The sequence below is a fragment of the Microbacterium sp. LWH12-1.2 genome (assembly GCF_040675825.1).
Classification (GTDB): Bacteria; Actinomycetota; Actinomycetes; order Actinomycetales; family Microbacteriaceae; genus Microbacterium.
Map to the genome: position 1 here is coordinate 2,630,338 of NZ_JBEGIJ010000001.1, position 13,692 is coordinate 2,644,029.

At 68.3% G+C, this 13,692-nt stretch carries 10 protein-coding genes; 1 reads left to right on the forward strand and 9 read right to left on the reverse strand.

The features are described 5' to 3' along the window. Positions 1-15 precede the first annotated feature (15 nt). From MRBLWH12_RS12465 to MRBLWH12_RS12475, 3 genes are all read right to left on the reverse strand, one after another. Positions 16-2,256, reverse strand: a complete 2,241-nt coding sequence (locus MRBLWH12_RS12465; RefSeq protein WP_363549349.1) for an ABC transporter ATP-binding protein — start codon at positions 2,254-2,256, stop codon at positions 16-18. Further along, positions 2,253-3,980 (reverse strand): ABC transporter ATP-binding protein, encoded by a 1,728-nt coding sequence (locus MRBLWH12_RS12470; RefSeq protein ID WP_341977213.1) that lies wholly within the window; start codon positions 3,978-3,980, stop codon positions 2,253-2,255. The genes MRBLWH12_RS12465 and MRBLWH12_RS12470 overlap by 4 nt, the downstream gene beginning before the upstream one ends. 351 nt (positions 3,981-4,331) lie before the next feature. After that, a complete protein-coding gene (locus MRBLWH12_RS12475; protein ID WP_363549351.1) occupies positions 4,332-5,393 on the reverse strand; it encodes an enoyl-CoA hydratase/isomerase family protein in 1,062 nt (353 codons plus the stop codon). A 111-nt stretch (positions 5,394-5,504) separates the two neighbouring features. Between MRBLWH12_RS12475 and MRBLWH12_RS12480 the strand changes: the two genes are divergently transcribed. Next, a complete protein-coding gene (locus MRBLWH12_RS12480) occupies positions 5,505-7,850 on the forward strand; it encodes an ATP-binding cassette domain-containing protein (RefSeq protein WP_363549353.1) in 2,346 nt (781 codons plus the stop codon). Between the two features lie 76 nt (positions 7,851-7,926). On the opposite strand, the gene MRBLWH12_RS12485 is transcribed toward MRBLWH12_RS12480, so the two are convergent. From MRBLWH12_RS12485 to hemQ, 6 genes are all read right to left on the reverse strand, one after another. Next, on the reverse strand, positions 7,927-8,376 hold the full coding sequence (locus MRBLWH12_RS12485; RefSeq protein ID WP_341977207.1) for a hypothetical protein: 450 nt from the start codon (positions 8,374-8,376) through the stop codon (positions 7,927-7,929). Between the two features lie 374 nt (positions 8,377-8,750). Next, positions 8,751-10,073 (reverse strand): glutamate-1-semialdehyde 2,1-aminomutase, encoded by a 1,323-nt coding sequence (hemL, locus tag MRBLWH12_RS12490; protein WP_363549355.1) that lies wholly within the window; start codon positions 10,071-10,073, stop codon positions 8,751-8,753. Between the two features lie 103 nt (positions 10,074-10,176). Next, positions 10,177-11,163 (reverse strand): porphobilinogen synthase, encoded by a 987-nt coding sequence (hemB, locus tag MRBLWH12_RS12495; protein WP_363549357.1) that lies wholly within the window; start codon positions 11,161-11,163, stop codon positions 10,177-10,179. After that, positions 11,160-11,957, reverse strand: a complete 798-nt coding sequence (locus MRBLWH12_RS12500) for a uroporphyrinogen-III synthase (RefSeq protein ID WP_341977202.1) — start codon at positions 11,955-11,957, stop codon at positions 11,160-11,162. Before MRBLWH12_RS12500 ends, hemB begins: the two co-directional genes overlap by 4 nt. Further along, positions 11,954-12,964: a hydroxymethylbilane synthase gene (gene hemC, locus MRBLWH12_RS12505; RefSeq protein ID WP_363549361.1), complete on the reverse strand. Its 1,011-nt coding sequence runs from the start codon at positions 12,962-12,964 to the stop codon at positions 11,954-11,956. Before hemC ends, MRBLWH12_RS12500 begins: the two co-directional genes overlap by 4 nt. A 5-nt stretch (positions 12,965-12,969) precedes the next feature. Continuing rightward, entirely contained in the window at positions 12,970-13,647 is a 678-nt protein-coding gene (gene hemQ / locus MRBLWH12_RS12510; RefSeq protein ID WP_341977198.1) for a hydrogen peroxide-dependent heme synthase, read from the reverse strand. Positions 13,648-13,692 lie beyond the last annotated feature (45 nt).

Below are 13,692 nucleotides of genomic sequence, written 5' to 3' on the forward strand. Positions count from 1 at the left end.
TCTGCGTGATGGAGGTCAGGCCTTGCGGTCAGGAGCCTCCGGGCTTTCGAGGATCGCCTCTGCGGCTGCAACCTCGGCCGCCGGCATCCCGACGCCGACCGAGGCACCGATCCGCGCGGCTTCTGTTTCTGCTTCCTCAGCGTCACCCGTGACGACGACCGGAGTCGACGCGGTGAGGGCTTCCTCAGCGTCGATGTCGGTCGCAGCCTGCTCGAACTGCGACTGGTACAGGCGCCAGTAGGCCCCCTGCGCAGCGATGAGCTCGTCGTGCGTGCCCTTCTCCACGATGTCGCCGTGCTCCATCACCAGGATGAGGTCGGCGTCGCGGATGGTGGACAGGCGGTGCGCGATGACGAACGATGTGCGTCCTTCGCGAAGCGCCGCCATCGCGTGCTGCAGCAGCAATTCGGTGCGCGTGTCGACCGCCGAGGTCGCCTCATCGAGGATGAGGATCGACGGCTGAGCGACGAACGCTCTCGCGATGGTGATGAGCTGACGCTCACCCGCCGAGACGTTGGAGGCGTCCTCGTCGAGCACGGTGTCGTAGCCCTCGGGCAGCGCGTGCACGAAGCGGTCGACGTACGTCGCCTTCGCCGCGGCGAGCACCTCTTCATCGGTGGCCGTCGAACGCCCGTAGCGGATGTTCTCGCGGATGCTGCCCGCGAAGAGCCACGGATCCTGCAGGACCATACCGGTGCGGGAGCGCAGGTCGTCGCGCGTGATCTCCGCGATGTCCTGCCCGTCCAAGGTGATCCGGCCACCGCTGAGCTCGTAGAAGCGCATGATCAGGTTGACGAGCGTCGTCTTGCCGGCACCCGTCGGTCCGACGATCGCCACCGTCTGCCCCGGCTTCACCCGGAACGAGAGGTCCTTGATCAGCGGACGCTCCGGCGTGTACGAGAACTGGACGTTCTCGAACTCGATGACGCCCTTGCCGTCGACGAGCTCCGGTGCGTCATCGGCATCCGGCTCCTGCTCATCCTCGTCGAGCAGCTCGAACACACGCTCTGCGGATGCGGTACCCGACTGCACGACCGCGGCCATACCGCCGAGCTCCGCCAGCGGCTGGGAGAACTGCTGCGAGTACTGGATGAACGCCTGCACGTCACCGAGCCGCAGCTGGCCGTTGGCCACCATGAGGCCGCCGAGCACGGCGAGTGCGGCGTAGCTGAGACTGCCGACGAAGGTCATCGCCGGCATGATGATGCCGGAGAGGAACTGCGCCTTGAACGCGGCCTGGTACAGCTCTTCGTTCTCGACCTGGAACTTGTCCAGGGCGTCCTGCTCGCGACCGAAGACCTTGACCAGCGCGTGACCGGAGAAGGCCTCCTCGACGCGCGCGTTCAGGCGGCCGACCTTGCGCCACTGGGTGCCGAAGGCCTTCTGCGAACGCGGCCCGATGACACCGAAGATCACGCCCATCAGCGGCAGCGCGATCAGGGCGACGAGCGCGAGCTGCCACGAGATGGAGAACATCATCACCAGCACGCCGATGACGGTGAGCACCGAGGTGAGCGCTCCGGAGAGCGACTGCTGCATCGTCTGGGTGATGTTGTCGATGTCGTTCGTGACGCGCGAGATCAGCTCGCCGCGCTGCACCTTGTCGAAGTACGACAGTGGCAGACGGTTGATCTTCGCCTCGACCTCTTCACGCAGGCGCCACATGGTGCGCACCATGATGACGTTGATGACGTAGCCCTGGATCCAGCTCAGCAGCGCCGCGACGACGTAGATCGCCAGTACCGCCGTGATGATCCAGCGCATCGCCTCGAAGTCGATGCCGGCGCCGACGGTGAAGTCCCGCAGTGCCGCTACTTGGTTGGCGAAGTCGGTCTGTCCGAACTGGCGCAGTTGCTCGACGACCTCGTCCTTCGGGGTTCCGACCGGGAACCCGGGGAAGTCGCCCTGCGGCTGTGCCAGCTGGTTCGACATGAACCCGGCGTAGACGAGGTTCGTCGCTTCGCCGAGCACCTTGGGCGCGGCCACTGTGAGCACGACGCCGATGGCGCCGAGGATCGACACGAACACGAACCAGACGGCGGAGGGCTTCAGCAGCCCGATCATCCGCCCGAAGCTCTTGCCGAAGTTGTCGGCCTTGCCCGGCGCCACGCTGTCCCAGTCGCCCGAGTTCTGGCGGGCTTGCTCAGCGAGCTCTGCCTCGTACTTCTCCTCGTCGGTGAGTTCCGGTTCGACGGTAGCGACGGCCCCGGCGGCCGCTGGGCGCTCGCGGCGGTTCTTCGGCTTCTGCTCGCTCATGCGTCCACCCCCAGCTGCGACTCGACGATCTCGCGGTAGGTCTCGCTGGTCTCGAGCAGCTCCTCGTGGGTGCCGACACCGACCATTGTTCCTCCTTCAAGGACGACGATGCGATCAGCATCCGTGATCGTCGACACGCGCTGGGCGACGACGATTTTGGTGACATGCGGCAGTTCTCGCCACAGCGCCTGCCTCAGGCGCGCATCCGTGGTGAGGTCGAGCGCCGAGAACGAGTCGTCGAAGACGAGGATCTGCGGCTGGTGCACGATCGCGCGGGCGATCGCCAGGCGCTGGCGCTGTCCGCCCGAGACGTTCGTGCCGCCCTGGGAGATGCGTGACTCCAGACCATCCGGCATCTCCTCGACGAAGTCGCGCCCCTGCGCGATCTCGAGCGCGTGCCAGAGATCTTCGTCCGTCGCCTCCTCCCGGCCGTAGCGGAGGTTGGATGCCACAGTGCCGGTGAACAGGAAGGGACGCTGCGGTACCAGGCCGATGCTCTTCCAGAGGGCTTCGACGTCGGCCTCACGCACGTCTGTGCCGCCGACGAACGCGGCACCGCCAGTCACGTCGAACAGGCGGGGGATGAGCGAGATGAGCGTCGTCTTTCCGGCACCGGTGGAGCCGACGATGGCGACGGTCTCACCCGGTTCCGCGGCGAAGCTGATGCCGCTCAGCACCGGCGATTCGGCTCCGGGGTAGGTGAATTCGACGTTGTCGAGGGCCACCGAGCCCGGTGTCGGGAAGTCGACGACGCCGTTCTCGGGGCGGCTCATACCCGCCTCAGCGTCGAGGACCTCGCCGACGCGCTCGGCGGAGACTGCCGCACGCGGGATCATCATCGCCATGAAGCTCGACATGATGACGCCCATCATGATCTGACCGATGTACTGCATGAAGGCGAACAGGGTGCCGACCTCGACGGTGCCCTCGTTGACCTCGATGCCACCGAACCAGATCACCGCGACGACGGTGACGTTGAGGATCAGCATGAACAGCGGGAACAGCAGAACGAAGAGCGAGCCGATCTTGCGGCCGACCACCATGATGTCGGTGTTCGCTCCACGGAAGCGCTCTTCCTCGATGCCCTCGCGCACGAACGCACGCACGACGCGGACGCCGGTCAGCTGCTCGCGCATGATCCGGTTGATCGTGTCGATCTTCGTCTGCATGCTGCGGAACAGCGGCACCATGCGGCTGATGATGAGCACGGCGACGATGAGCAGCACTGGCACCGACACCGCGATCAGCCAGCTCAGGCCGACGTTCGTCGTGACTGCCATGATGATGCCGCCGATCGCGAGCAGCGGTGCGGTCACGAACATCGTCGCGCCCATCATGGCGAGCATCTGCACCTGCTGCACGTCGTTCGTGTTGCGGGTGATCAGGGAGCCGGCGCCGAACTGCGAGACCTCGCGCTCGGAGAAGCCGCTCACCTTGGCGAAGACGTCGGCGCGGATGTCACGGCCGGCACCCATGGCGGCACGCGCGGCGAAGTAGGTTGCGATGACGGATGCGACGATCTGGCCGAACGACACGGCCAGCATGAACAGGCCGGTGCGCCAGATGTAGCCGGTGTCGGCCTGTGCCACGCCCTTGTCGATGATGTCGGCATTCAGACGCGGGAGGTACAGGGCTGCGAGGGCGCTGAGGAACTGGAACACCAGCACGCCGAGCAGCAGCCATCGATATCGAGAGAGATAGCGGACGAGGAGTTTTCCCAGCACAGGCGGACTTCCTTGAGAGGGTTGAACGGCGGATTTCTCGGCAGGCGGATGCCGACCGACAATCGGCCACAACAAAGATTGCCACGAAGGTCGGACATTCGTATCCCCCTTAAGGCGGACCTTCGCTGACAGCGAACGAATCCCTGGCCGGTGCTCATTTTCTGCACCGAGACGAAGAAGCGGATGCCGCGGCATCCGCTCCCGATCACTAACCGCGTACCACTTGCATGACCGAAGCACGGTTGCAGGGCCGAACAGCCGGATCCGCGGCCGTTTCGACACTGTGGTCATGCAAGTCGTACGCCCTGTACGCCCGATCGAGGCGGCGGGCCGCGCAAGCGGTGACCGTGGTCAGAACAGCGGCTGCGCCGGAACGTGGGCGCGGGCGCCGGCGCCGGCATCCGCTTCGAGCTCGGCGATCGACGCGGGCTGCCAGCGCGGGTTGCGGTCCTTGTCGACCAGCTGCGCACGGATGCCCTCGACGAGGTCGGGGTGATGCTCGGCGAACCAGAGCACACGGCGGTACTCCCCCTCGAGTGCCGCGCGAAGGCCCGGCAGTTCGCGCGCCTCCCGTACGGCTTCGAGGGTCACCGTGAGTGCGGTCGGTGAGAGATCCTCGAGGAGGTCGGCGATGGCCGCAGCATCCGGAGTCCCCTGTGCGCGCAGCCGCTCGATGATGTCGGCGACGGTCGGCGCCGAGAACGCCTCGTCGATCCAATCGCGGTCGGCGGGAAGCGTCGAGGGTTCCGGCGTCTCGTCGAACAGCAGGACGATCTCGCTCGGACCGGTCGGATCGGCGCGGTACGCCAGCGCCTCACGGAGCGCGTCGAGGTTCTCCGACGGCACGTAGTGGTCGGCGAACCCCAGATAGATGGCGTCCGCACCGGTCATGGTGCTGCCGGTGAGTCCGAGGTACTCGCCGAATCGCCCCGGCGCCCTGCCGAGCAGCCAGGTGCCGCCGACGTCCGGTGTGAAGCCGATCCGCGTCTCCGGCATCGCCAGCTTCGACCGCTCGGTGACGATGCGGATGGCGGCGTGCCCGGCGAGGCCGATCCCGCCGCCCATGGTGACGCCGTCGGCCACGGCGACCACCGGTTTCGGGTACTCCGCGATCAGCGCGTTGAGGGCGTACTCGGAACGGAAGAACTCCGCGGTGCGCTCTGGGTGCCCCGCCACGATCTGCGCGTGCAGGGTGCGCACATCGCCCCCTGCGCACAGGCCGCGCTCACCCGCACCGTCGATGAGGACGATCTGCACGTCGGTGTCGTCGCGCCAGGCGTTCAGGGCGTCGGTGAGGAGGTCGATCATGCCGAGATCGAGCGCGTTGATCGCCTCGGGGCGGTTGAGAGTGAGGCGTCCGAGTGCTCCTTCCGTGCAGGCGAGGACACGGGGGGCGGCTGCGGATTCGGTCACGCGTGCCAGGCTACTCCGATCGCAGGCCGTCGGTTCGCGCGCAAAATGCAGGGAATGACGGCATTTTCCGGCAGGATAGGGAGGAACTGCTCACGCAAGGAGAGGTCGCGGATGCCCGAAGGACAGGTGCTCGAGTTCACGCGCGTGACGAAGCGCTTCAATGATGTGACGGCGGTCTCCGACTTCTCCGCGCGTGTCGAGCCCGGTGTCGTCACCGCGTTCCTCGGCCCGAACGGCGCCGGGAAGACGACCACGCTGCGGATCCTGCTGGGTCAGCTGCGGGCGACCTCCGGAACCGCGACGATCGGCGGGGTCTCCTACGCCGAGCTGCGCCAGCCGCTGCGCACGATCGGCGCGGTCCTGGAGGAGACTCCGTATCGTCCGCGCCGCACGGCGAACCGCCAGCTCACGATCGCCGCCAAGGCGAACGGCATTCCGCTGTCCCGCATCGACGAGGTGCTCACGATGGTCGGGCTCGCTGGCGAGGGCGAAACCCGCCTCGGCGGCTACTCGCTCGGCATGCGTCAGCGCCTGAACGTCGCGACCGCTCTGCTCGGCGACCCGGGAGCGCTCGTGTTCGACGAGCCCGCGAACGGCCTCGACCCCGAGGGAATCCGCTGGATGCGCCTGCTGATGCGCCGCCTCGCCGACGAGGGCCGCACCGTGCTGGTCTCCTCGCATGTGCTCAGCGAGGTCGAGCAGGTCGCCGACAACGTACTCGTGCTCTCGAAGGGCCAGCTGGTTCTGGCGAGCGGCATCGAGAAGCTCGCAGACCCTGCCGCCGGGTCGGTCGTTGTGGATGCCGATGACCGCGCAGCCCTGACCACGGCGCTCTCCGCCGCCGGATTCGACGTCGAGGTACTCCGTTCCGGCCTGACCGTACGCGGCGGCGATGCCGCCACCGTCGGCGCGGTCGCCGCATCGGCCGGCATCGCACTGAGCACCCTCGTGCAGCGCGGCCCGACCCTCGAAGACGTCTTCATCGACCTGGTTCGCGGCGGCACTCTCGAGCCGCGCGCCGAGGCGGTGGCCTCGCAACTGGTGGATCCGGAGCGCAACGGCGCGGTGCCGGTCGCACCGGTCGCCGGGCCCGCGAGCGCGGACCCGCGTTTGGACGCGGTCGACGCGGATGCCGATGCTGGCACTGATGCTGATGCTGATGCCGATGCCGATGCCGATGCTGCGGACGCCGAATCCGCCGCCGATTCCGCTCCGGTGCCGTCACCCGTCGCGGCCGGAGTTGTCACTGCCGGCGTTGCCGGCTTGTTCGGGGCGACCGTCGCGGATGAGGCCCCTGCCGACGACTCCGCATCCGAGGACACCGCGGCCGCTGAGGCTCCGGAAGGCGCGCTCGGACTGTTCGGGGATGCTGTCACCCCGGTTGATGTCCCTTCAGAGGACCTCGCTTCTGAGGACCCAGCTTCAGACGAGGTCGAGTTCGAGGCCGGTCCGGATGAAGCCGAGGTCGAGGACGACGCGCACGTTGCTTCGACCGACGCGGACTCCGATGACTCCGATGCGACCGAGCCCGAGCCCACGTCGGGGACGGGCATCGATTGGCACGCGGCACCCGCCGCTGAGCCCGTCGCGTCCGACGGCGAGCCTGTGACCGCTGCCGCCGAGGGCGGCATCGCCGGATGGACTGAGACCGACGCGTCGGACGACGAGGAATCCTCGACGCCGAAGCCCTCCTTCGACGACATCCTGTTCGGTGCGGCTCCGGTCTCCGCGACGGCGGCAACGGCCGCCTTCTCTCCGGTCATCGAGTCCGATGAGTCGACCCCCGAAGCGACCGATACTGCCGCGGACGGCGACGCAGAGTCGGCACAGGAAGACGCCGCGACCGAGGATGCAGACGCCGCGCCGGCCCCGGAGACGATCTCCGAGAGCGATGCCGAGAGCGACGCCGAGACCGAGGGCGACGCCGCCGACAGCGACGACGACGACCATGAGGGCATCGAGATCTTCGCGGCGCTCGGCGATGACCACGAAGCGACCTCCGAAGAGCACGACGATGACGACCCGCGCTCCGCCGCCGTGTCCTCGATGCTCGCCGCAGCCGCACGGGCGTACTTCGAGGACGAGCCGAAGGACTACCCCCTGAATCAGGCGATCGCGAGCTCCGAGGACGAATCCGTCGACGACGGATCATCCGAGGACGAGCGCGCGCACTGGGCGGTCGCCCCGACCGGCGTCATCGACACGGTTCCCCTCGCGACAGCAGAGGGCGAGCCGTCCGGCGACGAGCCCTCGTCGCCGACCGATCAGGAAGCCGAACCGACCGCGGACGACACGCATGAGTCCGGCGACAACGATCATGACGTTGATGCTGCTCAGCAGGGCGATGAGCATCACAGCGAGCACGGCCACGAGCACGAGCAGAACCACGACCACCATGGGGACGAGCACGAGCAGAACCACGACCACCACGGGGACGAGCACCACCACCACGGCTGAGCGTCCTCACGTCACGTGACAACGCCCTCCGCACCTTCCGGGTGCCGGAGGGCGTTTCCGTCAGGGGTGGCGCCGTTCAGGCGGGCCGGGGGCGGATGACCGGACGCCGGCGACCCGAGCTGGTCGGCGTGGGCGCGGTCAAGACGATCTCTTCGACGTCGGCAGGTTCGGACGAGACATCCAGTCGGAGCGCCTGGGTCAGCGCGAGTCCGTGGCTCGTCGTGAGGATGAGCCTGCCGTACTGCTCATCACCCTCGAGATCGATCACGACGCTCGGTCGACGTCGGCGGATGAGAACGAAGTCGACAGCGCCGGCGGTTTTCCAGCTTCCGGCCGCGAGAACACCGGGGATGTGCGTCCCGGGGTTGGGCACGCCACGCAACCACGTCCAGGCGTCATCGGTGAGCTGCACCTTGGTGATGGTGTCCCGCGCAATGAGGAGACTCTTCTTGTGGAAGGTCGCGGCGCGCTCGATCGGCGAGAGCACAACTTCCAGTTGCGTCGAATCCAGCAGCAACGTCACCATGAGTCCAGTCTGCCAGCGCCTTCCCGCGAGTTGGCTGCAACTTGTTCACAGGAAGGCAACGATCCGGTTGTCGGATTGACCCATCCTCGCGTGGAGGCGGTCGAAGACCCCGCCTAGACGAAAGTCCTCTTCGTTTTGGCCGAACGTCACTCTTGCACTCTGGTATACCAAACGGTCAAAGTGGAGTCGCGTCCACCGGACGCTATCCCCAACGGGCTTCGGCCCACCCCAGAAGAAGGAATGAAAAATGGACGCTGTACTCGGCCTCATCACCTCTCTCCTCAACACGCTCCTCGCCCTGCTGGGCGGCCTCGGCGGCTGACCCGCTGTTGCACGAAGCACCCCTGCGGCATCGCCGCAGGGGTGCTTTCGTCTCAGCGCGAGGCGGACGCCGCCGCGGCCGCCGCGATCGGTAGCGCGGCCTCGATCCGCTGGAGCTCCTCGTCGCCATGCGCGGCCGTCAGGAACCAGGCTTCGAAGACGCTCGGCGGCAGAGCCACCCCCTGCTCGCGCATCGCGTGGAAGAACGGCGCGTAGCGGAACGACTCCTGCGCCTGCGCCTCGGCGTAATCGCGTGGCGCGGATGCCCGGAACGCGGCGTTGAACAGGCTTCCCGCGTTCGCGACGGCGTGCGTCACACCGGCGTCGCGCAACGCGGCATCCAGTGCCGTCGCCACGCGCGCGGCCGCGGCGTCCACCGTCGCGTACACCTCGGGAGTCGCGAGCCGCAGCGTCGCAAGCCCCGCGGCGACCGACAGCGGGTTCCCGGAGAGCGTGCCTGCCTGATACACCGGGCCGAGAGGTGCAAGCAGATCCATGATCTCCGCCCGACCGCCGAGGGCGGCCAACGGCATCCCGCCGCCGACGACCTTGCCGAACGTGATGATGTCGGGGACGAACTCTTCGCCGCCCTCGACCTGCAGTCCCCAGAATCCCGCGGGGTGCACCCGGAACCCGGTGAGCACCTCGTCGAGGATCATCAGGGCTCCGTGTGCGTGCACGGTATCGGCGATGAGCCGGTTGAACCCGGGAAGCGGAGCGACGACGCCCATGTTCGCGGCAGACGCCTCGACGATCACGGCGGCGATCCGCGGCCCATGCTCGGCGAAGACAGCCTCAAGAGCAGCGGGGTCGTTATAGGAGATGACGAGCGTCTGCGCGGCGATCGGCGCGGGAACACCGGCCGACCCCGGGAGCGCCAGCGTCGCGACACCCGAACCCGCTTCGGCGAGCAACCCGTCGGAGTGGCCGTGATAGTGCCCAGCGAACTTCACCAGCAGATCGCGCCCGGTGGCGCCGCGCGCCAGGCGGATCGCGGTCATCGTCGCCTCGGTGCCGGTCGACACGAGACGCACCCGCTCCACGGGCCGAGTATCGCCCACCCGCACGCGCCCGGCGATCAGCTCGGCGAGTTCGACCTCGCCCTCGGTCGGCGCGCCGAAGGAGAGACCGCGCGTCGCGGCATCCTGAACGGCGGCGACGACCTCGGGATGTGCGTGGCCGAGGAGCGCCGGCCCCCAGGACGCGACGAGGTCGACGTACTCGTTGCCCGCGGCATCCGTCACCGTCGCCCCGCGCGCCGAGGCGAGGAACCGCGGCGTGCCGCCGACCGAGCCGTACGCGCGAACCGGCGAGTTCACACCGCCGGGGATCACAGCGCGGGCAGCGGAGAACAGGTCGTCATTACGGTCGGTCATTTGATTTTCCTCATGTTCGTGTGCCGCGTTTCGTCTCGCGAGACCTGTGCTGAGCGAGCGAAGCGAGTCGAAGTGTCGCTCAACGACCGGGGCCCCGCAGCGTTCAACGAGCGTCGTCGCGCAGCCAGCGCGCGGCCTCGGTCGCCCAGTAGGTGAGGACGGCGTCGGCGCCGGCGCGACGGATCGACAGCAACGACTCGAGCACGGCCGCGCGGCGGTCGATCCAGCCGTTGGCCGCAGCCGCCTCGATCATGGCGTACTCGCCGGAGACCTGGTACGCCCAGACGGGGATACTCACCGTGTCACGCACCTCGCGCAGCACATCGAGGAACGCCATGGCCGGCTTGACCATCACGATGTCTGCGCCCTCTGCCTCGTCGACGACAGCCTCGCGTACGCCCTCCCGGCGGTTGCCCGGGTCGAGCTGGTACGTGCGACGATCACCCGTCAGCTGCGAATCGACGGCCTCCCGGAACGGCCCGTAGAAGGCGCTCGCGTACTTGGCGGCATAGGCCAGGAGCAACGTCTGCGTGAAGCCTTCGGCATCCAGAGCGGCGCGGATGACGGCGACCTGGCCGTCCATCATCCCGGACAGGCCCAGCAGGTGCGATCCCGCGCGAGCCTGGGCAATCGCCATCGCCGTGTACCGCTCCAGCGTCGCGTCGTTGTCGACCGAGCCGTCGGATGCGAGAACCCCGCAGTGCCCGTGATCGGTGAACTCGTCGAGGCACAGGTCGGTCTGCACGACGAGCGCGTCTCCGACCTCGGCAGCGACAGCCGCGGTCGCGATGTTCAGGATGCCGTCCGGGTCATCCGCCCCGGAGCCGATCGCATCACGCGAGGCGGGCACTCCGAAGAGCATGACCCCGCCCACACCGGCTTCGGCAGCCTCGACGGAGGCGGCGCGCAACGAGTCCAGCGAGTGCTGCAGGACACCGGGCATCGAGCCGATCGGAGACGGCTCGCGAAGCCCCTCGCGTACGAACATCGGAAGCACGAGGTGCCCCGGCCGGAGCGACGTCTCCCGAACGAGGGAACGAACCGCGGGCGACTGTCGCAGCCGCCTCAGGCGAACATCCGGAAAGCTCACGGCGCGAACTCGTCCGCCGCGTGCGGAAGCGTGAACTGCGAGACGGCGTCGATGAGAGCGTCGACGGTCTGCCGGTCGGCGACGACCGAGATGGGCAGTCCCGCTTTGCGCGCGTCGTTCGCCGTGCGAGGGCCGATCGCGGCGAGCAGCGTGCTGTCCGGGATCTCCGGGAACTGCTCCCGAACCTGCGCCGCCACAGAGCCGCTGGTAATCAGGATCGCGTTGATGCGCCCGTTCTCGACATCGCGCATGATGCGCTCCGTGACCGGGACGCCCACCGTGCGATAGGCGACGACGCTCTGCACGTCGTGCCCGGCCTCGATCAGCGACCGGCTGAGCACCGGCTTCGCGATCTCGCTGCGGAGGGTGAGGATGCGGCGCGGCGCGGACTCGAGGGCGATGAGCTGCGCGGCCATGCCCTCGGCGGAGTTGTCGTCCTCCGGCACCAGGTCGACCTCGTAGCCGACCGCCTGAAGAGCGGCAGCAGTGGTCTCGCCGACGGCGGCGATCCGCGTGGAGCGCGGAACGACAGCCCGGTGCGCGAACAACACGTCGACCGTCGTCGCGCTGGTGATCGTGAGCCAGTCGAACTCGCCGGCCGCCAGTTGCGCCAGGGCGTGGTCGAGCGTCGCCTGGTCCGTGGTCGGCGCGAAGTTGATGAGCGGCGCGACGACGGGAATCGCGCCCTGGGCGCGCAGACTCGCGGCGACGCCGTCGCCCCACGGCCCGCCACGGGGCACGAGTACGCGCCAGCCGTCCAGCGGTCGGTCTTGCTTCGAATCGGATGATGTCATGAGGAAAGCTCTCGGGAGACGAGGTCAGCCGCCCCTTGTTCGAGCAGCCGACGGGCAACAGTCAACCCGAGCAAGCGTGCCGCGTGCATCGGGTCTGCACCATCGGCAGCATCCGCTCCATTGCCACTGCCGTTTCGACGAATATACTCCCCGTTCAGCGTCTCCGTGACGTCGAGCCCGATCCGGCGGCCGTCATCCGGCGAGTAGACGACCGTCCGAACGCGGACGGATGCCCCCGTCACGACGGCATGAGCGGCCATCGGCGCCTGGCAGCCGGCGTCGAGTCCCTCCAGGATCGCGCGCTCCACGGTGACTGCGATACGCGTCGCCTCGTCGTCCAGCGCGGCGAGTGCGTCGAGCAGTTCCGCCGGAGCTCCCGTCGTGGTCTCGACGGCCAGCGAACCCTGCCCCGGCGCGGTCGGCCATTCGGCGAGGCCGAGCTCCTCGCGCCTCAGATCTGTGTCGGACTCGAGACGGGAGAGACCGGCGGCGGCGAGGATCACGGCATCCAGCTCGCCGGAACTCACCCGCGCGAGGCGGGAGTCGACGTTGCCGCGGATGTCGACGACGGCGGCGTGCGGAGCCCGGCGCCGCACCTGGGCGATGCGCCGCGGGGAACCGGTGCCGATGGTGCTGCCGGGACGCAGCTCATGCAGCGGTGTGCCCCCGCGGGTCAGGACGACGTCGCGGGCGTCTTCCCGGCTGGGGGTCGCTGCGATCATCAGGCCGTCGGGGATCGCCGTGGGCAGATCCTTGAGCGAGTGCACGAGGATGTCGCACTCCCCCGCGAAGAGCGCCTCGCGCAGTCGCGTCGCGAAGATGCCCTGGCCGCCGATCTCCGACAGTGAGGCGCGATTGGTGTCGCCTTCGGAGACGATCGGAACGAGCTCGACCGGGCGCCCGGAGAGCTTCTCGATGGCGGTGGCGACATGGCCGGACTGCGCCAGCGCCAGGGCGCTGCGGCGGGTGCCCAGGAGGATCGGGCGCTCTCGGCTCGAGGTGTTCATCACGACTACTGAAGAACGTCGGCGATCTCGTCGAATCGAAGTCGGCGCCCCGTGTAGAAGGGCACCTCCTCCTTCACGTAACGGCGCGCATCGGTGTAGCGGAGGTCACGCATCAGGTCGACGAGCTCGGTCACGTCGTCGGCCTCGAGCGGCAGCAGCCACTCGTAGTCTCCGAGGGCGAAGGCGGCCACGGTGTTCGCGATGACCCCGGTGAATGCCGCGCCCTTGCGCCCGTGATCGGCGAGCATCTTGCGGCGCTCCTCTTCGGGTGCGAGATACCACTCTGGCGTGCGGACGAACGGGTACAGGCACAGCCACTGCTTCGGCTCGACGCCCCGCAGGAAGCCGGGCACGTGCTGACGGTTGAATTCGGCGTCGCGGTGCACGCCCATCACGTTCCACACCGGCAAGAGGGTGCGCAGCAGCTCGGTGCGGCGCAGGCGACGCAATGCCCGCTGCAGCTCCTCGGCGGTGTCGCCGTGCAGCCAGACCATCAGGTCAGCGTCGGCCTTGAGCCCGGAGACGTCGTAGAAGCCGCGGACGGTGACTCCCGAGTCCTCGATGTACCCGACGATCGTCTCGAGTTCGGTCGCGTCGGTCTCGGTGACCGGCATCTCGGGATGGCGTCGCCAGACGGCCCAGAGGGTGAAGCCGGACGGGTTCTCTTCGAGCTCTTCGGACATGCTTCCAGTCTGCCTCCTTTACGCGGGGGCGGCGACCGGATGACC

What these genes read in the sequence shown, in the direction of transcription:
- MRBLWH12_RS12465 (WP_363549349.1), bottom strand. Translation starts at nt 2,256, where the DNA reads ATGAGCGAGCAGAAGCCGAAGAACCGCCGCGAGCGCCCAGCGGCCGCC.
- MRBLWH12_RS12485 (WP_341977207.1), bottom strand. Translation starts at nt 8,376, where the DNA reads ATGGTGACGTTGCTGCTGGATTCGACGCAACTGGAAGTTGTGCTCTCG.
- hemQ (WP_341977198.1), bottom strand. Translation starts at nt 13,647, where the DNA reads ATGTCCGAAGAGCTCGAAGAGAACCCGTCCGGCTTCACCCTCTGGGCC.
- hemL (WP_363549355.1), bottom strand. Translation starts at nt 10,073, where the DNA reads ATGACCGACCGTAATGACGACCTGTTCTCCGCTGCCCGCGCTGTGATC.
- MRBLWH12_RS12480 (WP_363549353.1), top strand. Translation starts at nt 5,505, where the DNA reads ATGCCCGAAGGACAGGTGCTCGAGTTCACGCGCGTGACGAAGCGCTTC.
- MRBLWH12_RS12500 (WP_341977202.1), bottom strand. Translation starts at nt 11,957, where the DNA reads ATGACATCATCCGATTCGAAGCAAGACCGACCGCTGGACGGCTGGCGC.
- hemC (WP_363549361.1), bottom strand. Translation starts at nt 12,964, where the DNA reads ATGAACACCTCGAGCCGAGAGCGCCCGATCCTCCTGGGCACCCGCCGC.